We start from the raw sequence: 21,155 nt of genomic DNA on the forward strand, positions 1-21,155 counted from the left end.
AGCTGACCGGTCGCTCAGGTGCGGTGCGGCTGTCTCGATCACGGCACGTACGCTCGTCCGCATGGTTGAGCATCGGACAGTTGACGTGAACGGCATCCGGCTGCACATCGCCGAGCAGGGCGACGGGCCCCTGGTGGTGCTGCTGCACGGCTTCCCCGAGTCGTGGCACTCCTGGCAGCACCAGTTCGGGCCGCTGGCCGACGGGGGCTTCCGGGTCGTCGCCCCCGACCAGCGCGGATACGGACGCAGCGACCATCCCGAGGACGCGGACGCGTACACCATCCTCCATCTGGTCGGCGACGTCGTAGGTCTGATTCAGGCGTTGGGCGAGGAGAAGGCGTACGTGGTCGGGCACGACTGGGGTGCGCCGGTCGCCTGGCACACCGCGCTGCTGCGGCCGGACATGGTGCTCGGGGTGGCCGGGCTGAGCGTGCCGCCGCCCTTCCGCGGGACGCGTCCTCCGCTGGCCACCGTGGAGGAGCGGTTCGGCGGCCGGTTCTACTGGAACTACTTCAGCCGTCCCGGGGTCGCCGACGCCGAGTTCGCGAGGGACACCCGTACCACCCTGCGGAAGTTCTTCTACTCGGCGTCCGGCGACGCTCCCGGCACCGCCGAGGGCAATCAGCCGCTGGTCGACCCCGAGCGCGGCTGGCTCGCGGACATGCCGGACCCCGAAGTACTGCCGGCCTGGCTCACCGAGGACGACCTCGACGCGCTCACCGAGAGCTTCTCGCGGGGTTTCACCGGCGCCCTCAACTGGTACCGCAACCTCGACCGCAACTGGGAACTGACCGCTCCGTGGCACGGCGCCGTCGTCACCTCGCCCGCTCTGTACATCTACGGCGACCGCGACCTGGTCCCCGCGTTCCCCGGCACACCCGAACTCATCGAGCAGCTTCCCGACCTCATGCCCGACCTCCGGCGCGAGCCGCTCAAGCTGGCGGGCTGCGGACATTGGACCCAGCAGGAACGCCCGGCAGAGGTGAACGCGGCGCTCATCGAATTCCTCAAGGGTTGTTCGTGAGTCTGGACGCGGCTTGAGCCGGTGGACGTACAGGGGTGGTGAGCCGTATCTTCCGCATACCGTGCGTGAGGTTCTGGGGAGGACCGCGCATGGTTCTGTTGGATTCGGACACGGGGGGACAACTCCACCATGCTGTGCACGCGATGCCGCCGATTCGAGGCGGCACCGGACGGGGTCGTCTGTGCCCACTGTGCCGCTGCCGGGGCGCCGCTGATGGCGCCGCCGCACGGCCACAACGCCTCGCTCAGCTCGCCCGTCGGCCTCGGCAGGGCCGTCGCCGTACTGCTCGGACTGGTCATCGTCACCGACCTGTTCGCCGTCTATGTGGACGTCATGTCGTACGACGTGCTGGGCGCCCTCATGGACGGCGAGTACAGCGCGGCCGTGCGGCGCAGAGCCGACCGGGCTGACTCGCTCTACGCGGCGGCCGGTGTCGCACAGACGGTCGCGCTTCTCGCCACGGCGGTGGTCTTCCTGGTCTGGTTCCATCGGGTACGGGTCAACGCCGAGGTGTTCGATCCGTTCGGGCACCGCAAGAAGCGTGGCTGGGCCGTGGGCGGCTGGTTCGTGCCGGTCGTGAACCTGTGGTTCCCCCGCCGCATCGCGCAGGACATCTGGGATGCCAGCAGTCCCTGGGACCGGTCCCGGCCGCACGGTCTCCTGAACGGCTGGTGGACGGCCTGGGTGATCAGCCTGCTGGCCGGCCGGATCGCCTCCACCTCGTACCGCAATGCCGAGACCGCGCCGGAGATTCGGCGGGCCATGGGGCAGGTGCTGTTCACGGACGCGGTGGACGTCGTCGCCGCCGTCCTCGCCATTCTCTTCGTCCTCGCGCTGACCAGGATGCAGGACGAGAAGGCCCGCAGCGGACCGGGCGTGTCCGTGCCCGTCTCCACCTGACGTCGGGGCGGCTGCCAACGGGGGGCGGCCTGGGAGTTGTCGATGACACCCTCAGCCGCGGACGAGACCGCCCAAGTCCTCGTGGCCCACTCCTGGTGCGCTCAGCGCCAGCCAGCCATGGCCGCGTATCCGGGTGCCGGCGCCGATCCGGTCGGGGTCGACCGACAGATGGGAGCAAGCGGTGAGGGCGTCCGCCGTGCCCTCGTTGGGCTCGGCCTCGTCATGCTCCGGATCGAAGTGCTCGTCGTCGACGCGCATGGCTTCCCACGGCAGTGGCTCACCGACCCACTCGGGGTCGTCCTCGCGCGTGTACCGGCGTCGGATGCGTCCCTCCTCTGCGACCGCCCAGACGTTCGAGCCACCCGCTTCGTCGTCGAAGAACATCTGGGCTTCGCCGCACCGGGCACTCAGCCGTTCCAGCGCGCTCATCCACTCGTCCCAGTCGACGCCGACCGCGACATCGAGGTTTCCCATGATCAGCCGCCAGCCGTCGATCTCCGGCGTGACGAACACCGGATACGCTCCCGGCCTGTTCGGCAACCCCGCCACATCCATCCCCTCGTCGAGCGTGACAGGGAACCGGTCGTGCAGGTCCAACGCCGTGAACAGACCCTCGTAGCGCTCGCCGGGAACCGCGTACCACCAACCGTCCGGGACAAGCGGGGCAGGTTCCTCGTAGCAGGACTTGAGCAGAGCCCTGCGGGCGAGCAGCATCCTGTCGCGCTCGCCCAGACGGTCGGTGAATCCGGCTTCCAGCAAGCCGCCAAGCCTGTTCTCGATCATGAGTCAGCAGCATAGGGCTAGCCACTGACAACGACCCGGCGTCCACTTGCCTCATGGCCGGGTGTGGGCATCGAAGTAGGCAGCGGCGGCTTCGATGAAGCGGTCGTGTGCGGTCCTGGCGGTGTCCTGCGCGGCGGTGAGCTCTTCGATGCTCGTGGCGGCATCGACCATGTCGTAGGTGGCGACGACCATCGCCTGGGCGGTGGCGTGGACGGTCGGGTCGGGCACGAGGAGCCGCAGGGCGACCAGCGGGCGGGTGATGGCGGAGCGGGTGAGATGGGACTTGGCCCGCAGCTCTGCGAGTTCATCGTCGCCGGCGCCGCGCAGCCGGGCCTCTCCACGCATCCACAGGGCCCGACGGTGGTCGGAGCCGGCGGAGGCGAGTGTGGTCACCGCGTCGAGCCGGTCGCGGCGCAACTGCTCGGCCGCGGCTGCGCGTTCGGCGCGGCCGGCCGCCAGGTGTTGGAACGTGCCGGTGACGATCGATCCGAGGAGCGTTCCGATGACGGCGAAAAGAGTGGTGATCACTGGCTGCTTTCCTGGTCGGCGTCCGGCCGCAGGCCACAGCATAGTTCCCGCCCGTGAACCTCCCTGTTCACAGGTTCCGGTGCGCGGACGCCTGTGGTGGGGCTGCCGCCAGTTCCACCATGACCCGGACCCCGCCCTCGGAGCGCGGGGTCAGGGTGAGGGTTCCCTCGTGTGCCTGGGTGATGGTTCTGACGATCGCCAGGCCGAGGCCGACGCCCGCGTGGTCGGTGTGTATGCGTTCGGTGCCGCGACGGAACGGTTCGGTGAGGGTGGAGGCCAGCTCCGGGGTCAGCGTCTCGCCGGTGTTCTCTACCGTGAGCGTCACCGTGTCCCGGTGGGCGCGGGTGGTCACCCATACGGTGCCCTGCTCGGGCAGGTTGTGGACGATGGCGTTGTGCACGAGGTTCGTGGTCAGCTGAAGCAGGAGCGTCGGCGAGCCGGTCGTGGGGGCGATGTCGCCGCGGGTCTCGATGGTGACGCCGTGCTTCTCGGCGAGCGGGAGAAGGGTTTCGGTGGCTTCCTCCGCCAGCAGGGACAGGTCGACGGGTTCTCGGGTGAAGGTCCGCTGTTCGGCGCGGCTGAGCAGGAGCAGCGCCTCGGTGAGGTCGATCGCCCGGGTGTTGACGGCGTGGAGGCGGTCGACGAGTTCGCGGGTGTCGTTGTTCGGGTCGGTGCGGGCCACGTCGAGGAGGGCCTTGGAGATCGCGAGCGGGGTGCGCAGTTCGTGCGAGGCGTTGGCGGCGAAGCGCTGCTGTTCGGCGACGTGTGATTCGAGCCGGGCGAGCATCGTGTCGAAGGCGTCGGCGAGTTCACGGAACTCGTCCTTACGTCCCGACAGCCGGATCCGGTGGGAAAGGGTCCCGTTCGCGGCCGTGCGGGTGGCGTCCGTGATGCGGGTCAGAGGGGCGAGCATGCGGCCGGCGAGGATCCATCCCCCCAGGAGGCCGAACAGCAGCAGGAAGGCCATGACGGCGGCTGCCCTGGGAGCGAAGACCTCCAGGAGGGCGGACCGGACGGGAAAGACACCGTTCGTGGGTTGGTCATCGGGGTTGTAGAGCATCGCTCGGTCGGGGACGTAACGCAGCAGGAACACCCACACCGCCGCGAGCAGCAGGCCGCCCGCGAGCATGAGGAACCCGGCGTAGCTCAGGGTGAGTTTGACGCGAACGCTCAGCCCGGCTGCCCTATCCACGTTCGTCTCCCTCCTGTCCGGCCGCCGGTTGCGTGTCGATCCGGTAGCCGACGCCCGGCACGGTGGCGATGATCCAGGGTTCGCCGAGCCGTTTGCGCAGGGCCGAGACGGTGATGCGGACGGCGTTCGTGAACGGGTCCGCGTTCTCGTCCCACGCCCGTTCCAGCAGCTCCTCGGCGCTGACGACACCGCCCTCGGCGGCGACGAGGACTTCGAGCACGGCGAACTGCTTCCTGGTCAGCGCGACATAGCGGTCGTCCCGGTAGACCTCGCGGCGGAACGGGTCCAGCCGCAGACCTTCGAGCTCCCGCACGGGCGGTCTGCTGTGGGCGCGTCTGCGGTCCAGCGCTCTGAGCCTGAGCGCGAGTTCCCGGAGTTCAAAGGGTTTCGTGAGGTAGTCGTCCGCGCCGAGTTCGAATCCGGATGCCTTGTCGTCGAGACGGTCGGCCGCGGTGAGCATGAGGATCGGCATGCCGCTGCCGGAGGCGACGATGCGCTTGGCGATCTCGTCACCGGACGGTCCGGGGATGTCACGGTCGAGGACGGCGATGTCGTAGACGTTGACGCTCAGCAGCTCCAGAGCGGTGTCGCCGTCACCCGCGATGTCGGCCGCGATGGCTTCGAGGCGCAGGCCGTCGCGGATGGCTTCCGCCAGATAGGGCTCGTCCTCGACGATCAGCACACGCATGTCGTCAAGGCTACGAGTCGGCGCATATCGTCGGCATATCCAAAACCGCATACGCGCCGGCAACCCCGCGCTGCCTTGACTGACGGCATGACTCGAACCCCGCCATCGGCAGCAACGAAGATCCGCCGGATGCGCCGGCTCCTTGTCGTCGGCCTGATCGTGGTCATCGCCGTGATCACCGCCGCCCTCGGCTCCCGGATACCCAGGTCCTCGTCGCCCTCGCCTCCCTCGACCGCATTACCCACGCACGCTGATCGCGGTGAGCTCGGCGGTCCGCTCGGGGAGGCTGACGGTGTCGTTCCCGACGGCGTGACGGTCTTCGACGACACGACCCCGGCCGTGACCGGACTCGACCCGGGGCTGCTCAAGGCCCTTCGCCGGGCCGCGACGGCGGCAGCGGACGACGGAGTGACGATCCACGTCAACAGCGGCTGGCGTTCCGCGGCGTACCAGAACCAGCTGCTTCGCGAGGCGATCATCGAATACGGCTCCGAGTACGAGGCCGCCCGATGGGTGGCCACCGCGGGGACGTCTCCCCATGTGACGGGGGACGCGGTCGACCTCGGGCACTCCGACGCGACGGCATGGCTGTCCCGGCAGGGCGCCGCGTACGGACTGTGCCAGATCTACCGGAACGAACCCTGGCATTACGAACTGCGCGCCACGGCGGTCGACCGTGGCTGCCCGCCCATGTATGCCGACCCCACCCAGGATCCCAGGATGCGCAAGTGACCGAGAGCGAGCGAGGACAGACGATGGTGCAGGTCGACACGGCGGAGACCGGACAGGGCGGCGCCGGCCGCCGGGGCACCGCCTCCGGGACCTGGCGTTCGGGCATCCGCAGAGCTGTCCGCCTCGGCTCCCGGCCGGAGCCCTGGAGGCGCGGCCCGGTCCTCACGGCGCTGGCGCTGCTGCTCGGCCTGCTCATGTCGCTGCACGCGAGGATCCCGAACCGGATCGGGCACCTCGGCAGCCTGGTGGAGAACCTCCTGCCGTGGTTCGGTCTGTTCGTTCCGGTGCTGCTGGCCGGGGCGCTGTGGCGCCGTTCCGCCGTGGCGGTGGCCGCGCTGCTGCTGCCGGTCATCGTGTGGCTGAACCTCTTCGGCGGGCTCCTCGGCGACAAGTCCCAGCCGGGCGGCGACCTCACCCTGGTCAGTCACAACGTCGGCGCCGACAACCCCGACCCGGCCGGCACCGCCCGCGACCTGATCGCCTCCGGCGCGGACGTGCTGGCCCTGGAGGAGATCACGTCACAGGACAGGGGCACCTACGAGGAGCGGCTGGCGAAGACGTACCCGTACCACACGGTGCTGGGCACGGTCGGGCTGTGGAGCAGGCTGCCGCTGTCGGACACCCGGCCCGTCGAGATCGAGACGGACTACGGGCCGCTGGCGGCCACCAAGCCGGCCGACGTCAAGCTGGCCGGCAACCGGGCGCTGCGCACCACGGTGGCCACCGACCAGGGACCGCTGGCGGTGTACGTGGCCCACCTGGGGTCGGTACGGGTGAATCCGCGGGCGGGCTTCTGGACGGACTCGCGGGACAGGAACGCGCAGGCGCTGGGCAGGGCCGTCGCCGCCGAGCGCAACGAGCGGGTGGTGGTGCTCGGCGACCTGAACGGCGCCGTGGACGACCGGGCGTTCGACGGTCTCACCTCGCGGTTGCGCTCGGCCCAGGAGGAGGCCGGGGACGGCTTCGGCTTCAGCTGGCCGGCGACGTTTCCGGTGGTGCGGATCGACCAGATCCTGGTCCGTGGCGTGGAGCCGACGAGTTCGTGGGTGCTGCCCGCCACCGGGAGCGATCACCTGCCGGTGGCGGCCGCGATCAGCTGGTGAGCCATCGACGACGTGCCATTGGATCGATGAAGCGCCATTGGAGTGTCAGCGCGGCCTGTGGTCGGCACAGCGATGAGTTTCGGCAGCACGCTGGGTCTACGCAGCGATGAACCGCGCTTGAGGAGGACTGCATGACCGCTACCTACACGTTCGACGTGTTCTCCAGCCTCGACGGCTACGGCGCCGCCGGCGGCGACTGGACCGGCTACTGGGGCAAGCAGGGGCCCGAGCTGCTCGACCACCGCCTCGCCCTGTACGGCGGGGAGCAGCGGATGGTGTTCGGCGCCAACACCTACCGGGCCTTCGCGCAGATGCTGGCCGAGAGCACCGAGGACTCCGACGTGCGTGACCCTTGGGTCACCCGGATGAGGAACCTGCCGGCAACGGTCGTTTCGACGACCCTGGAAGGTCCTCTCGACTGGCCGGACGCGACGCTGGCGAGCGGTGACGCAGTGGATGTCGTCGCCCGTCTCAAGGAGGAGTCCGAGGTGCCGTTGCGCTCGCACGGCAGCCTGTCGTTGAACCGGGCGCTGATGGCCGCGGGCCTGGTCGACCGCTTGCAGGTGACGCTGTTCCCGGTCGTCACCGGTCGGACCGGCTTGGACCCGATCTTCCGGGGGGCCGCCGACTTCGACCTGGAGCTGCTGGAGAACCGGACGCTCGACGGACACATCCAGGAACTCGTCTACCGCCCCGTCCTCCATTGAACGAGCTTCCCTGTGCGTCCTGGTGATGATCGCGGCCCGGCTCACAGTCTGTAGTCGATCTTCTTTTCCTCTATCAGCTTCGCCAGCTCACCGTCCGACAGCGGGTGCAGAGTGTCGAGGAGTCGACGCAGCCCCGGTTCGTCGAGGAACTGGCTGCTGACCTGGACCTCCGCGTCCCGGTGGCGGCGTACGAGGGTGATGTCGTGGGTGTCGCCGGGCAGGTCGCGGACCCTGGCCAGCTCACCGTGGCCGTCCACCGTGCAGGTCGCGTCCTGCTCCACGGGCTCGGGGCATCGCAGAGGTTCCGTTGTGGACGGTGAGAGCACCACGAGGCCCACGTACCCGAGTTCGTACCCCGCGCGGGCGGGGCCGTACTCGACGGTGAAGGAGGCCGGGCCGACCTCGGCACGGGACAGTTGCATGCCGGGCGGCGTGGCACCCAGGTACAGCAACTCCGGGTTCTCCCGGTACCGCGCGACCTCCGCGTCGTACTGGCGCTGCCGCGCCTGCGCGGGGCCGACGAAGCCGCCGTAGGCCACCCCGGCCGCGAGCACGGCCAGCGCCGCCAGCCGCACCCCCCGGCTGGGCACGAAGAACGCCGCGGCCACCGCGTACGGCACCCCGGTCAGCGCGATCCGGGTGCCGGCGCCTCCCAGGTCGACGTCCGCGGCGTAGGCGGCCAGACCTGCCGCGACGCCCGCCGTACCGAGGACGAAGACCAGCACCGCCCAACCGAGCCGCCGCGACGCGGAGTCGCACAGCGGCACCACGGTCCTCGCCGGCAGACCTGCCACGGCCAGCAGACCCACCGTCAGCGGTACGCCGAGCAGGAAGACCGGCACTGTCGCGCCGGTACCGCCGCCCCACGCCGAGGCCACGATCCCGAAGCCGAGCACCGGCATCATGGCCGCCGTCATGGCCCAGACCAGGAGGAGATGCAGGGCCGTGAGGGCCGCTCTGCCGCTTGTCATGGCGCGGAGCCTGTCAGCCCGGCGTCCTGGGCAGCATGAGTACGCGTACTCAGATCGTGGGCATCACCGTGAGGTCCGAGCGGTCAGCGCCTGAGCTCGTCCAGCAGCCGGGTGGCCGCCATCGCCCAGGTCCGCTTCTCGGCCAGGGCCGCGCGTACGGTGGCGGCGTCGGCGAACGCGGCGTCCAGATTGCCGAGGGCCATCGAGATCGCGACACGCCAGTCGTCGACGTTGGCGTCCTCATGCCGCTTCCCGTTCCGCACCGGCACCACGAGTCGGTTGATCATCTCGGGCATGTCCTGGGAGAGCAGCTCCTCCACCAGCCGGCCCAGACCGCTGGCGCCGCTGATCAGGACGGGGGTGCCCGAGGTGATCGCCTCCAGGCCGGCCAGGCCGAACCCCTCGACCCGTGAGGGCATCAGGACCAGGCTGGAGGTACGCAGGTCGTTGCGGACGTCCGTCAGATCGTCGGTGAAGTTGCGGGGCAGCACCGTGACCGCAGGGCAGTCGGCGATGTCCTCGAGCCGCTCCTTCAGCGCCCTGCCCTCCCCCGGCCTCGCCCCGCGGACCAGGAGTTCCACCTCCCGGTGCGGGCTGCGACCGCGCATGGCCGCGCCGACCGCGCGCGCCGCCAGGTCGACACCCTTGATCCCTTCGTCGGAGAGCCGCCCGAAGAGCAGGATCCTGGGGATGCCCGGCGGTCGGGTGCGGGGCTCCGCACCGAATCCGTCGGGGTCGTCGAAGCCGGGGTCGAGCCGTACCGGGGCCGCGATCCCCCCCTTCTCGTGCACATGCCTGCTGAACCAGTCGTGCAGCAGCGGCCCGACGCACACCGTCAGATTCGCGCCCCGTGCCAGCGCTTCCTCGGCTTTCCCCCGTTCCTCGGCCACCGCCGCCTCGTCCACGGTGGCGCCCGGCTCGTGCTGCTTGTGGAAAGGAGTGTCGTCGGCGGACATGTGGATGAAGTGCACCCGCTGCGCGTCAGGGAAATGGCGCTGCATCTCGCAGGCGTAGTAGCCGGTGATCCAGCTGTGGCCGATGATGATGTCCGGCTCCACACCGTCGGGCAGTTCCGGCCTCCGCATGAGGCCTTCGTGGCGCGGCCGCCCCTTCTCCACCGGTGCGGCGATCAGCCGTACCTCGCCGGCTTCGGCGTCCTCCGTGTCCTTCGCCGAGAGCTCGGGCACCACGCAGTACGTCTCCAGGGACAGCGCGGCGAACGCCCGGCACAGGTAGCGGCTCATCGCGCTCAGCCCGCCCTTGGCGGGCAGCCACTCGTCGGCGACCACCAGCAGCACCCGCTGCCCCGAGGAGCCCTTGGCCGGGGCGGCCGCGGACGTGTCCGGCTCCGCCGCCGGGGTTTTCGGCGCGAGGGATCCGGGCGGCGGGGACGCCGGTGTCGCCTGTTCCCGCAGGACGGCCTGTGCCTGAACCTCCGTCGGCAGAGCGGCCTCGGCCGGCGCGTCGTCCGAGCCGGTCGGCTCCGTCTCCTCGGTCCACGCCGACCCGTTCCACACCATGGGCGCGCTCGCCCACTCGCTGCCGAGGATCGGGCCCAGGAGCGCGGCGGCCTCGGTGGGGGTCTCGCTGTCGATCCTCGCCACGGCGCCCGTCTGCTGGTTGACCACTTCGACGCGGACCCAGCCGGCCACCGCGGGCGGAGCCGACGCCAGCCATCGGACGATCTCCCGGGACGCTCGCCCGAGTTCACGTTCGCCGTCCTTCCCTGTCACGCCGAACGCGTTGACCACGACGGCGGTGACGGCGTGTCCGCCCGCCCGCTCGGGGCCACGATCGCCCAGGTCGAGGCCGGGCTTCGCCGAGAGTCCCGACGCGCGGAAACGTGCGTAGAGGACTTTGATCTGTTCGCCGATCACGCCCGAGGCGGACTGGACGATCAAAGACACGATCACCGGGTCCATGCCCTGATGATGTCAGAGAACCACGGTTTCGCCCTCCCTTGTCCCACTCCTCGTGATTGCATGACCACGTGGCAACACGTCCCCAAACCCCGCTTCTGGACGCCCTGTTGGAGCCTCGGGCCGTGTTCCGCGGCATGCCGGGCGAGCCGCCGGACCCGGAGATCTGGCAGCGCGCTGCGCGGGCCGCGGCCGGGCTGCACGGGCTCGGGCAGTGGGGCGAACTCGCCGGGTTCTACGGCGATCTGGCCGATGACGCGTGGCGGGAGGGTCGGTATCGGCGGAGCCTTCGGTTGCTGCTGGCCGCCCGCGTGGCCGCGGTCCGGGCGGGCGACGGCGCGAAGGTCGTCGCCGTCACGAGCCTGCTGGCCATGCGTCACCGGCTGCGGGGCGGCTTCGTGGTCGCCGAGGCGTGGGACCACGCCCAACTCGCCCGCCCCCTCGACGAGTCGATGGCCAGGGCGCACGCGGTGGCCCGGCGTGAACTGGCCACGCTGCGGGGGCTGACCGGGGGGTACCAGGAGGGCATCGCCCAGTGCGAGCAGGCGCTCGAGGTGTGCCGCGCCTTCGCTGACCGGCCCGGCATGGCGCTGATCCACGTACAGGTTCTGCTCGAACGCAGCCTGGGCGAACGGCTGTCGGGACGGCTGGACCTCGCGCTCGCGACGCTCGCCGAGGCACGGAACCTGGCCGAGGCGCACGAGAGTGAGGTGAACGATCTGACGCGCGGCATGATCGCCGTACGCGAGGCGCGGCTGTACGTCATGGTCGGGGATCCGCGGACGGGCCTTGCCGCCTATCTGCGCGCCGAGTCCCTGTTCACCGGGGTGAGCGCGGACAACCTCGTGATCACCCGGATTTCCCGGATCGACTGTCTGAGGGCGCTGGGACGCACCGCGGACGCCCTGGCACTGGCGGACGAACTGGCCGAGGAGTGCGAACGGGCCGGTGAGCACGCCCGGCTCGGACAGGTTCTGCTGGAGCGGGCCGACATCCAGTACGCGACGGGGGACTTCGCGGGCGCGGCCGCCACGGCACGGCGGGCCGGGCAGGAGCGGCAGGACGACGACTCCCTCGAAGCGCTGCGCTGGCGGCGGCACCTGGCGCGTGCCCTGCTCGCCTCCGGCGGGGACCAGCGCGAGGCCGCAGCGCATCTGGGCGTGATCCTCACGACCGCCTGCCGCCCGGACCGCCAGGATCTGGCGCGCACCTGGCAGGCCCTCCACGAGGCGCTGTCGATCTCCGACGAGTCGGTGCTGCCCTCCGCCGTCTGGTTCGCCGCCGGACGCGGCGCGCTGACCGGCGCGGAACTGCAACGCGACCTGCTGAGCGCCCCTGAGGCCCGCTGGGGTGTGCACGCGGAGCGCGAGGAGGTGTACGCCGCGGCGATCCGGCTGCACTGCGCCGTCGCGGATCACGGCGCCGTGGCCCAGGTGATGGAGCTGGGCCGGGCCGATGTGCTCAACCGGGTGCTGCTGGACGGGAGTTCACTGACCCGCCCGCTGACCGGGCTGCCGCTGCTGCCGCCGCCGGCCGACGACGGCCGGCTGGACGACCTGTTCGCGCTGGGCTCGGACGTGGCGCGGGTGCTGGCGGGCGGGAGCGCCGACGAGATCGGTGTCCTGCCCCTGCCGGGCGGGCTGCCGTCACCCGAGGACCTGGACGGGCTCGCGGACGTGGTCGTGATGGTGCAGCTGGGCCACGGCACCGCGGGCTGGTGGTCGTCGACGGCCGTGCGGGAGCGGGGTGGCCGGTGGCGCGCGACGGTGGAGCCGGTGCCTGAGCGGCTGGACGCGTGGATCGGGCGGATGGCCGCCGGTACGCCGCTGCCGCCACGGGGCGTGGCACGGGCCGTGTGGCAGGCGCTGGGCGAGTTGCTGATGCCCGCCCCGGAGATCTGGCAGGGCACGCCCGAAGTCCCGCGGTCCGTCGTGATCTGCCCGGATCCCCGTCTGTGGCATGTGCCCTACGGTGCCCTGCTGCGCGGCGAGACCGCGCTGGTGGACGTGGCGGAGGTGACGCTGACGCCGAGCCTGCGCACCCTGTGCCTGGTCCGTGACCGGGCCCGGCAGGCCGGCCCGGCGGCACGAGGTGCGGGGACGGCGGCGCGAGGCGTGGGGACGGCGGGCAGCCTCTTGGACGACGCGTTGCCCGCGCACTCGCGTGAGCGGGCGGCGTTGGACGCCTGGCCCGGCGGGCACCGGCCGCTCGGCGCCCTGGCTGAAGTGGCGGGGCTCCCGGACCCGGCCCTGCTCTACGTCAGCGGTCACGGCGCCGCCCCGCGCGACTCGCGCGACTCGGGTGACTCGGTGCTGGGTCCGTCCGGGGTCACCCTGGACTCGCTGGCCACCCTGCCGCTGCCCGAACTGCTGCTGCTCGTGGGCTGCTGGAGCGCCACCGCGGCCAGCCGCTACGGGCGGGACCCGTTGAGTCTGGCCGTCGGAGGCCTTCTCGGGGGCGCGCGGACGGTCGTCGCCGGTGTCGGCCGGATCGGTGAGCAGGCCGCCGCCCGTATCGCCGGGGAGACCCTGCGGTACGTCGCCGAGGGGATGCCTGCGCGGTCGGCGCTGCGGGCCGCCGCGCGCGCCCTGCGCGACCGGCATCCCGAACTCGGCCCGTACGACTGGGCCGGCATGTGTGTGATGGGGGCCGGAGACTGATCCCGGGTCAGCCGGTCACCGCGGTGCGCAGGCCCGGCCGGGGCTCGAAGGCCGCCGCCGAGACGTCCCGGGCGAGCGTGGTCCCCTGGACGCCGTACGTGGCAATCGCGTCGACCCGCAGGATGAGGCAGAAGCGTTCCGTGCTCGCGAGCCGGGCGGACAGTTCACGGTGGGAGCGGCGCAGGAAGACCATCGCCGCGTGGTTGGTGACGGCGCTCTGGCCGCAGACGACGAACACGGGCCGTGTCGCGGACACCGGCCGGAACTTGGCGACGAGCACGTGCTCGCGTCGCCCGCGGTCCCACGGGAAGGTCTCCTCCCCCACCACGAAGGCCATGGAGTCCGGCCGGTCGCTGAAGGGCCGCACCTCGATGCCGGGGAGGTTGTGCTCCAGGTGCCCGGCGGTTCGTACGTTCGAGCCGTTCTCCGGGCCGCCGATGCAGAACTCCACGCTCGGTCCGTTGCTGTCGCGGAAGTCGCCGCTGACGCGCATCGACACCTCGCAGCCCAGTTCGCGGGCCAGCACCGCGGCCTCGACCATGGCCTGTACGTCATGATGCGCGGCCACGCCCGGCCGGTCCCACTTGTGGTTCATGACGACGATGCACGACTCACCCGGCCGCATCCCGAAGAACCGTGCCTTGCGGTGCAGCGCCCGTGTGTTCCGCCCGCGCTGCCACAGCCAGACGAACCCCCCGCTGACCATGCTGGTGAGCAGCCCGATCGCCACGTTCAGCGTGACCCCCGCCACCGTCGCCCCCTCCGTCGGTCCACCGTCTGACGCCGTCGGTGTGTGGCCATTCTCCCGGTTGGCGCGGTTGTCTTCCATAGCAGCTACAGGTCAGAGACAGGTCGGAGTGCTCCAGGTGCCGATTCTGAGAGCCGATCAGTTGTCGTCCTGGTAGAGGCAGAAGGGATGGCCGGCCGGGTCGATCATCACTCTGACGTTGTCCTGCGGCTGGTGCTCACTCTCCCGTGCGCCGAGTTCCACCGCGTGCGCCACGGCCTCGGGCAGATCCAGGACCTCGAAGTCGAGGTGCATGGTCATCCGTTGAGCACCTTCCTGGGCGGCCCACACGGGAGGGATGTAACCGTCCGAGAGTTGGAAGGCGAGGTAGGCGACGCCCTCGGGCGGCGCGATGGCCGCCCCGTCGGGGTCCTCCTTGGCGATCTCCCAGCCCAACAGCTCTGAGTAGAAGCGCGCCAGCGCCTGCGGGTCGGGCGCTTCAAGCACGATGCCCCACCAGTCGTGTCTGGACATCCGAGGGGTACTGGGCTCGTGGTCGGGTCGTCCGCGCATGCCGGTGAGTATTCCCTGCCGCCCGGACTTTCCGAAGGCCCAGGTCGGAGTCTTCTGGCATGGCGGTTCACGGTGCTGAGGCAGTAGGCCGAGCCTCCGGAAAAACTCTTTGGCGGGCCACGGCGGCGGTTGCTAGTCTCCCGGAGGCCGTGCGAGAGAACGAGGAGGTGGTACCCGTGAACGCAGTATCGACATGGGTGCTCCCCTCCGGGGTCACGGTCGGGCGATAGGCAGGTCGTCCGGGAGCGCCGTTCACGCGCACTCCCGAAAGGCACGACCATGCAGTTCACTTCTGAAAAGCGCCTCGACGACGGCGTCCTGCAACGCGAATTCACCCTCGGCGAGATCCCCGGCACACTGTGGACCTCCGGATCCGCACCGGCCCCGCTGGTCCTGATGGCCCACAACAACGGGCTGCCCAAGGCGGACCCCAGGCTGGTGGCCCGGGCCCGGTACACCGCGGCGCGCGGCTACGCGGTGGCCAGCATCGACGCCGCCGGTTGCGGTGACCGTCCCCGTTCCGCCGCCGACGAGCAGACCCGTGCCGACCTCCGTCGGGCGATGCAGGCCGGTGAACCGGTCGACGAGATCTTCGAGTCGTTCATCGGGCCGCTGGTCGAGAACGCGGTCCCGGAATGGCGGACCACGCTGGACGCCCTCCTTGAACTGCCCGAGATCGGCGGCCCGGTCGGGTACTCCGGAGGATGGACCGCCCTCGGTATCCGGCTGGCGGTCGTCGAGCCGCGCATCGCGGCCGCGGGCTTCTTCGCCGGGGGCTACGTGCCCCGTGCCCAGCGCGAGGAAGCCCGGCAGGTCACCGTTCCGCTGCTGTTCCTACTGCAGTGGGACGACGAAGGGAACCCCCGGCAACGGGCCCTGGACCTCTTCGACGCCTTCGGCAGCAAGGAGAAGACCCTGCACGCCAACCTGGGCGGGCACACCGGCACGCCGTGGTTCGAGTTGGAGGACGGGTGCCGGTTCCTGGACCGACACCTGAAGTGAGGCCGGGCCGTCCGTCCATGCGGTGGTAGCTCTCACGACTCCAGAGCTGAGAGCTGAGGGTTGAGACGGGACGATGGCGTCGTGCAGGTCGACGCCATCGTCACCGTACGTCCCGTAGCTGGAGCAGATACGTCGCGGTCAACGCCACGGCCCGGTCCGCGTCATGCGACAGCTCCGCCAGGGCGCGTGACGCCGTCGCCCCCGGAATGCCCGCCAGAGCCTGGGTCAGCCGTCCGCGGGCAGGTGCTTCGGTCGCGGCGTGGGCGAGGCGGTCGGCGAGTCCGGTCGCGAGCCGGTCCGCCGTCTCGGTGTCGATCGCGAGCACGCTCAGTGCGTCGGCCGCGTCGGTGTCGTTCCGTCCCTCCACGATCATGTCGAGGAGTGTCGGGACCGCGTCGGCCACGCCCCGTGTCCCGAGTGCCACGGCGGCGTGGGCGCGGACGACGGCGTCAGAGTGCGCGAGGGCATCCCGTAGGTACGCGTTCGCCTCCCCGTCCGGCATCTCGACAAGGGCCTGTACGGCGCGTTCGCGTACCGCGGCCACCGGGGAGTCGAGGCCCTCCGCCAGGAGTGCCGTGCCGGCGTCGCCCGATCGCGCCAGAGCCCAGCGAAGGGCTCCGGCGACGTTCGGCTCCGTCTCGTTCAGTGCCGCCTCGACCAGGGCCTCCACCGGGACCGGAACGTCGTCGGCCGCGGAGAGGGCGGCCCGCTGGCGCGCGTCGGCGCTCTTGGACTGGAGTGCCTGGAGGAGTGCGACGACCTGGAGGACGTCTTCCCAGCCGGCGGGGTCGGCGGCATCGATCCGGCGTAGTCGTGTGAGCAGTTCGGTCTCCGCCGCGATGCGTTCGCGCGTCTGGCGGATGAGGTCGGCGACCAGCACCGAGGGCGTGAAGCCGGGGTCGTCGAGGGCGCGTCCGATCTCACGCAGCGACAGGCCCAGCGACCGCAGGCTCTCGATGTGGAAGATCCGCTGGATGTCCTCCCCGGAATACTCCCGATAGCCGGAGCCGGTACGGCCCGAAGGACACACCAGTCCCAGCGACTCGTAATGCCGGAGCATGCGGGCACTGACCCCGGACCGTCGCGCCACCTCACCGATCAACACGCCCTATCGTCCCTCCTCGCCGGACCCGCCGAGGGCCACGACGCGCTTCGCCTCCTCGATCGCGTACTCGAATCCAGTGTCGGGGTCGCGCAGCAGCCGTTGTGTGGCGAGCGCGTGCGCGCGGGCGCGCGGGTCGGGCGCCGTCGTCGCGGCGCGCAGGGCCGGCTCGATCACCTCGCCCAGCGCGACCAGCGCCCGGCTGAGGCTCAGCTGCGTCTCCCGGCCGCCGCGTCCGAGCTGCGACGCCAGGGCCTTGGCCAACTCGGGCTCCTCTCCTTCCGGTACGAGCACGACCGCCGCCCGCCAGGCGCTGCGCGCGACCTCGTCGTCGGCGTCCGTCAGGAGCGACAAGGTGATGGCCGGCCACGCCTGGCGGTCCCCGATCTTGGACAGCGTGTGCAGGGCCTGGCTGCGTGCCTGCGCGCGCTCCGAGCGGACTTCGCGGAGCAGCGCGGGCAGTGTCGCGGACACCGGGTGGCGGGTGAGCGCCCAGGTCAGCATGTCGCGGACGAAGAACTCGGGCTCGATCGCGCATCGCTCGACGAGCCTTTCGACGAAACGCGGGTCGGGTTTTGTGCCGACCGCCATTGCGGCCCGCAGTCGTACGGACGAACGGCCGTCCGCCAACCCCTGGAGCGCTCCCTCCGCGTCCGTGTGCGCGTTCATGCCCTGTCCCGTGATCGTCATCGCGACCACCTCCTCGGCGGCCAAGTGAAGGCCTTGTCACGGTGTCAAGGTCAAACAGGGCCCTCTTGCTCCTGCTCCGCGAGGTGACGTCAGCGGTGCTCGGGGTTGTCCGCACCCGGGCGGCAACCGGCGTCCCACTGTGAGCGCTGGTTGCCGTGGGCGGGGATGCCGCCGGCGCGTTTCAGCAGGGCGGCGATGTGCATCAGGTTCCAGGTCATGAAGCTGGTGTTGCGGTTGGTGAAGTCGTTCTCCGGGCCGCCGGAACCCGGGTCGAGGTACGACGGCCCGGGCCCGGCAGGACCGATCCAGCCGGCGTCCGCCTGGGGCGGGATCGTGTAGCCGAGGTGCTGGAGGCTGTAGAGGACGTTCATCGCGCAGTGCTTCACTCCGTCCTCGTTGCCGGTGATCAGACAGCCGCCGACGCGACCGTAGTAGGCGTACTGCCCCTGGGAGTTGAGCAGTGAGGAGCAGGCGTAGAGACGCTCGATGATCCGCTTGGTGACCGAGCTGTTGTCGCCGAGCCAGATCGGGCCGGCGAGCACCAGGATGTCCGCGGCCATCACCTTCTCGTACAGGGCCGGCCAGGCGTCGGTGGCCAAGCCGTGTTCCGTCATGTCCGGGTAGACGCCGGGAGCGATGTCGTGGTCGACGGCGCGGATCAGGTCCGTTCGCACGCCGCCGGTCTCCATGACGGCCCGGCTCTTGTCGATCAGGCCCTGGGTGTGGCTGAGCTGCGGGGACGGTTTGAGCGTGCAGTTGATGTACAGGGCGGTCAGGTCGTCGTAGCGGGACGGGGTGTCGGTCGAGAGTGAGGATGTCATGCGGGCAGCGTCTCGCGGGGCTTCCGTTTTGTCCCGGTCCGACGCACCCGCGCATGCCTTACGGAGTCATGACGTGCAGGCGTGGAACAGGGGCGCGGCGCCCGTACGGACCTAGCGTGGCCGTATGCGTGTACTGGTCACCGGCGGTGCCGGGTTCATCGGGTCCCATGTGGTCGAGGCGCTCGCGGCACGCGGGCACGAGCCTGTCGTGTTCGATGTGCGGGAGGATCCCGGCGCGGACGTGCGGGACCCGGTGGCCGTGGGTCGCGCGCTGCGCGGTGTGGACGCCGTGTGCCATCAGGCCGCGATGGTGGGGCTCGGCAACGGGGTCGCCGACGCGGCCGAGTACGTCTCGCGCAACGACCTGGGGACCGCGGTGCTGCTCGCCGCCATGGCGGAGGCGGGCGTACGGCGTCTCGTGCTGGCCGGGTCGATGGTGGTCTACGGGGAGGGGCGGTACGCGTGCCCGCGGCACGGTGTCGTACGGCCCGGGCCGCGTGCCGTCGCCGACCTCGACGCGGGCCGGTTCGAGCCGACGTGCCCGGTGTGCGGGGCCGACCTCTCCCCCGGTCTGGTCGGCGAGGACGCCCCGGCCGATCCGCGGAACGTGTACGCGACGACCAAGCTCACCCAGGAACACCTGGCCGCCGCCTGGGCCCGCTGCGCCGACGGATCGGCGGTGTCGCTGCGCTACCACAACGTGTACGGCCCCGGAATGCCCCGCGACACCCCGTACGCCGGTGTCGCCTCCTTCTTCCGTTCGGCGCTCGCCCGGGGTGAGGCGCCGCGGGTGTTCGAGGACGGGCGGCAGCGGCGGGACTTCGTGCACGTCCGGGACGTGGCGGCGGCCAACGTGGTGGCGTTGGAGGCCGCGGCCGCCCGGGGCGGGCTCACGGCGTACAACACCGGCAGCGGTGAGCCGCACACCGTCGGCGAGATGGCGCGGGCGCTGGCCGCCGCCCACGGCGGGCCCGATCCGGTCGTCACCGGTGAGTACCGGCTCGGGGACGTACGGCACATCACGGCGGACTCGTCGCGGCTGCGCGAGGAGCTGGGGTGGAAGCCGGAGGTCGGGTTCGAGGAGGGCATGGCGGAGTTCGCCCGGTCCGGGATGCGCGGGGCGTAGGCCCCTGACGGACCGGTGGTGCTGCCCGCGTTCAGGAAGCGGCGGCGGGCAGCACCACCTCGAAGCGGCAGCCGCCGGGGATGTTGCGTACGGTGGTCCGGCCGCTGTGTGCCTCCACGATCCCGCGGACGATGGCGAGGCCGAGCCCCGCGCCGGCCGGGGGTGTCCGGGCGTGCGTGCCGCGCCAGCCGGTGTCGAAGACGCGCGGCAGGTCCTCGTCCGGGATGCCTCCGCAGCCGTCCGTCACCGACAGCACCACGCCCTCGGCGGAACGCTCCACTGCGATGGCGACCGTGCCGTCGGCCGGGGTCCGGCGGATGGCGTTGACCAGCAGGTTGCCCAGCACCCGGCTCATCTCCTTGCCGTCCACCTCCACGGGGACCGGCTCGATGCGGCCGCCCACCAGCCGCACCCCGTATTCCCGGGCGAGCGGGTCGGCTCCCGCGAGGGCGTCGCCCACCAGGTCGTAGAGGGAGATCCGGGCGAGGGTCAGCGGGAGTGTGCCGGCGTGGATGCGGGAGAGTTCGAAGAGGTCGCCGACCATGTCGTTGAGGCGTTCCACCTCGGTGCGCATCTGCTTCAGATAGCGGTCGGGGTCGGCGGCGACGCCGTCCTCCAGGGCCTCGGACATGGCGCGCAGGCCGGCCAGTGGGGTGCGCAGGTCGTGCGAGATCCAGGCGACGAGTTCACGCCGGGAGGTCTCCAAGGCGCGTTCCCGTTCCCGGGACTCGGCGAGTCTGGCGCTGGTGGCCGCCAACTCGCGGCTGAGCGTGTCCAGTTCGGCGGTGGCCGGCTCGACGGGGGCCTGGAACGCGCCGCCGTCGCCGAAGGAGCGTGCGGCTATGGCGAGTTCGTGGCTGCGGGCGACGACCCAGCGGCCCAGCAGCAGCGCCGTGGCCAGGGAGACGACGGCCGCCATGGCGACGACGGTGGTGACGACGGTCAGGTCGTGCGGGGAGAGGAACATCGCCCAGGCGACGGCGAGCGTCCCCGCGAGCATGGCGACGACTCCGACCGCCGCGACCACGGTGAGCGAGGCGGTGAGCGAGCGGCGCCGGATCAGCCGCAGCACGCCCGCTCCGGTCAGACCGGAGGCGGCCGCGCCGGCGAAGGCGTACAGGGCGATCAGCAGGGTGTCACGCATGATCGGCCTCCGCTCCCGTGGGCTCGAAGCGGTAGCCCACGCCCCACACGGTCTGGATCAGCCGGGGCCGGGCCGGGTCGTCCTCGACCTTGCCGCGCAGACGGCGGACATGGACGGTGACCGTCGACAGGTCGCCGAAGTCCCAGCCCCACACCTCGCGCATCAGGTCCTCGCGGCCGAACGCCCGCCCCGGATGCCGAAGGAAGAAGGAGAGCAGGTCGAACTCCCTGAGGGTGAGGGCGAGTTCGACGCCGTTCTTGGTGGCGCGGCGGGCCGAGGGGTCGACGCTGAGGCCGGCCGCTGCCAGCCGTTGCCCGGTGTCGGCGGGGCGGCTGCGGCGCAGTACCGACTCCACCCGCAGCACCAGCTCGCGCGGGCTGAAGGGCTTGGTGACGTAGTCGTCGGCGCCGACCTCCAGGCCCAGGATGCGGTCGTCCTCGTCGCCGCGGGCGGTGAGCATGATGACCGGCACCGGGCCGTGCCCGCGGATGCGCCGGCACACCTCCAGGCCGTCCATGCCGGGCAGCATCAGATCCAGGACGACCAGGTCCGGCCAGTGCGCGGCGGCACGGGTGAGGGCGGTCGGACCGTCGTCGGCGCGGTCGACGGCGTAACCGGCGCGGTCCAGGTATCCGGCGACGACCTCGGCGACGGTCGGATCGTCGTCGACGACCAGGATCCGGGGGGCCTCTTCACGGACTCGCGCCACCGGGGGCTCGTACGGCTGTTCCTGCATGCCCCCAGCCTCGCACCGCGCCGCCTG

The 21,155-nt window shown here is 71.2% G+C and carries 21 protein-coding genes; 8 read left to right on the plus strand and 13 right to left on the minus strand.

What is annotated here, in order from left to right; all coding sequences use genetic code 11:
- The first annotated feature begins 61 nt into the window (after window positions 1-61).
- Both L0P92_RS05515 and L0P92_RS05520 read left to right on the plus strand, forming a co-directional pair.
- Window positions 62-1,024: an alpha/beta fold hydrolase gene (locus L0P92_RS05515; RefSeq protein WP_234761371.1), complete on the plus strand. Its 963-nt coding sequence runs from the start codon at window positions 62-64 to the stop codon at window positions 1,022-1,024.
- A gap of 129 nt (window positions 1,025-1,153) precedes the next feature.
- Window positions 1,154-1,924, plus strand: coding sequence for a DUF4328 domain-containing protein (locus L0P92_RS05520; RefSeq protein ID WP_234761372.1), 771 nt, complete (start codon window positions 1,154-1,156; stop codon window positions 1,922-1,924).
- A 51-nt stretch (window positions 1,925-1,975) separates the two neighbouring features.
- Here the strand turns inward: L0P92_RS05520 and L0P92_RS05525 are convergent, their stop codons facing one another.
- The 4 genes from L0P92_RS05525 to L0P92_RS05540 form a co-directional block, all read right to left on the minus strand.
- On the minus strand, window positions 1,976-2,707 hold the full coding sequence (locus tag L0P92_RS05525) for a hypothetical protein (protein ID WP_234761373.1): 732 nt from the start codon (window positions 2,705-2,707) through the stop codon (window positions 1,976-1,978).
- A gap of 51 nt (window positions 2,708-2,758) precedes the next feature.
- Window positions 2,759-3,235, minus strand: a complete 477-nt coding sequence (gene kilB, locus L0P92_RS05530) for a plasmid transfer protein KilB (protein ID WP_234761374.1) — start codon at window positions 3,233-3,235, stop codon at window positions 2,759-2,761.
- Between the two features lie 67 nt (window positions 3,236-3,302).
- Window positions 3,303-4,409, minus strand: coding sequence for a sensor histidine kinase (locus L0P92_RS05535; RefSeq protein WP_237695272.1), 1,107 nt, complete (start codon window positions 4,407-4,409; stop codon window positions 3,303-3,305).
- Window positions 4,410-4,419: 10 nt separating this feature from the next.
- Entirely contained in the window at window positions 4,420-5,115 is a 696-nt protein-coding gene (locus L0P92_RS05540; protein ID WP_234761376.1) for a response regulator transcription factor, read from the minus strand.
- Between the two features lie 129 nt (window positions 5,116-5,244).
- Here L0P92_RS05540 and L0P92_RS05545 point away from each other — a divergent pair, with 129 nt between their 5' ends.
- The 3 genes from L0P92_RS05545 (at window position 5,245) to L0P92_RS05555 (ending at window position 7,657) form a co-directional block, all read left to right on the plus strand.
- A complete protein-coding gene (locus L0P92_RS05545) occupies window positions 5,245-5,847 on the plus strand; it encodes a M15 family metallopeptidase (RefSeq protein WP_234761377.1) in 603 nt (200 codons plus the stop codon).
- Window positions 5,848-5,870: 23 nt separating this feature from the next.
- Window positions 5,871-6,950, plus strand: coding sequence for an endonuclease/exonuclease/phosphatase family protein (locus tag L0P92_RS05550; RefSeq protein WP_234761441.1), 1,080 nt, complete (start codon window positions 5,871-5,873; stop codon window positions 6,948-6,950).
- Between the two features lie 131 nt (window positions 6,951-7,081).
- Entirely contained in the window at window positions 7,082-7,657 is a 576-nt protein-coding gene (locus L0P92_RS05555) for a dihydrofolate reductase family protein (RefSeq protein WP_234761378.1), read from the plus strand.
- A 41-nt stretch (window positions 7,658-7,698) separates the two neighbouring features.
- Here the strand turns inward: L0P92_RS05555 and L0P92_RS05560 are convergent, their stop codons facing one another.
- On the minus strand, window positions 7,699-8,628 hold the full coding sequence (locus tag L0P92_RS05560) for a hypothetical protein (RefSeq protein WP_234761379.1): 930 nt from the start codon (window positions 8,626-8,628) through the stop codon (window positions 7,699-7,701).
- Between the two features lie 83 nt (window positions 8,629-8,711).
- On the minus strand, window positions 8,712-10,550 hold the full coding sequence (locus L0P92_RS05565) for a glycosyltransferase family 4 protein (RefSeq protein ID WP_234761380.1): 1,839 nt from the start codon (window positions 10,548-10,550) through the stop codon (window positions 8,712-8,714).
- 68 nt (window positions 10,551-10,618) lie between these two features.
- Here L0P92_RS05565 and L0P92_RS45400 point away from each other — a divergent pair, with 68 nt between their 5' ends.
- Window positions 10,619-13,207, plus strand: a complete 2,589-nt coding sequence (locus L0P92_RS45400; protein WP_308289624.1) for a CHAT domain-containing protein — start codon at window positions 10,619-10,621, stop codon at window positions 13,205-13,207.
- A gap of 7 nt (window positions 13,208-13,214) precedes the next feature.
- Here the strand turns inward: L0P92_RS45400 and L0P92_RS05575 are convergent, their stop codons facing one another.
- On the minus strand, window positions 13,215-13,958 hold the full coding sequence (locus L0P92_RS05575; RefSeq protein ID WP_234761381.1) for a hypothetical protein: 744 nt from the start codon (window positions 13,956-13,958) through the stop codon (window positions 13,215-13,217).
- Window positions 13,959-14,093: 135 nt separating this feature from the next.
- Entirely contained in the window at window positions 14,094-14,468 is a 375-nt protein-coding gene (locus L0P92_RS05580) for a VOC family protein (protein ID WP_234761382.1), read from the minus strand.
- A gap of 318 nt (window positions 14,469-14,786) precedes the next feature.
- Here L0P92_RS05580 and L0P92_RS05585 point away from each other — a divergent pair, with 318 nt between their 5' ends.
- A complete protein-coding gene (locus tag L0P92_RS05585; protein WP_234761383.1) occupies window positions 14,787-15,509 on the plus strand; it encodes a dienelactone hydrolase family protein in 723 nt (240 codons plus the stop codon).
- Between the two features lie 100 nt (window positions 15,510-15,609).
- Here L0P92_RS05585 and L0P92_RS05590 read toward each other — a convergent pair whose 3' ends face one another.
- The 3 genes from L0P92_RS05590 to L0P92_RS05600 form a co-directional block, all read right to left on the minus strand.
- Window positions 15,610-16,614 (minus strand): MerR family transcriptional regulator, encoded by a 1,005-nt coding sequence (locus L0P92_RS05590; RefSeq protein ID WP_234761384.1) that lies wholly within the window; start codon window positions 16,612-16,614, stop codon window positions 15,610-15,612.
- Window positions 16,615-16,617: 3 nt separating this feature from the next.
- A complete protein-coding gene (locus tag L0P92_RS05595; RefSeq protein ID WP_234761385.1) occupies window positions 16,618-17,301 on the minus strand; it encodes a HEAT repeat domain-containing protein in 684 nt (227 codons plus the stop codon).
- A gap of 89 nt (window positions 17,302-17,390) precedes the next feature.
- On the minus strand, window positions 17,391-18,122 hold the full coding sequence (locus L0P92_RS05600; protein WP_234761386.1) for a flavodoxin family protein: 732 nt from the start codon (window positions 18,120-18,122) through the stop codon (window positions 17,391-17,393).
- Between the two features lie 124 nt (window positions 18,123-18,246).
- Here L0P92_RS05600 and L0P92_RS05605 point away from each other — a divergent pair, with 124 nt between their 5' ends.
- The gene (locus L0P92_RS05605; RefSeq protein WP_234761387.1) at window positions 18,247-19,248 is read left to right on the plus strand and encodes an NAD-dependent epimerase/dehydratase family protein; all 1,002 of its coding nucleotides are present in this window, start codon (window positions 18,247-18,249) and stop codon (window positions 19,246-19,248) included.
- Between the two features lie 31 nt (window positions 19,249-19,279).
- Here the strand turns inward: L0P92_RS05605 and L0P92_RS05610 are convergent, their stop codons facing one another.
- Complete coding sequence (locus L0P92_RS05610; protein ID WP_234761388.1) at window positions 19,280-20,392, minus strand: sensor histidine kinase; 1,113 nt, start codon at window positions 20,390-20,392, stop codon at window positions 19,280-19,282.
- Window positions 20,385-21,128 carry a response regulator transcription factor gene (locus tag L0P92_RS05615; RefSeq protein ID WP_234761389.1) on the minus strand — a complete coding sequence of 248 codons (744 nt, stop codon included), beginning with the start codon at window positions 21,126-21,128 and terminating at the stop codon, window positions 20,385-20,387. Before L0P92_RS05615 ends, L0P92_RS05610 begins: the two co-directional genes overlap by 8 nt.
- Window positions 21,129-21,155: the final 27 nt, after the last annotated feature.

Origin of the sequence: Streptomyces muensis (assembly GCF_021474425.1) — a bacterium.
In the GTDB taxonomy this organism is placed as follows: Bacteria; Actinomycetota; Actinomycetes; order Streptomycetales; family Streptomycetaceae; genus Streptomyces; species Streptomyces muensis.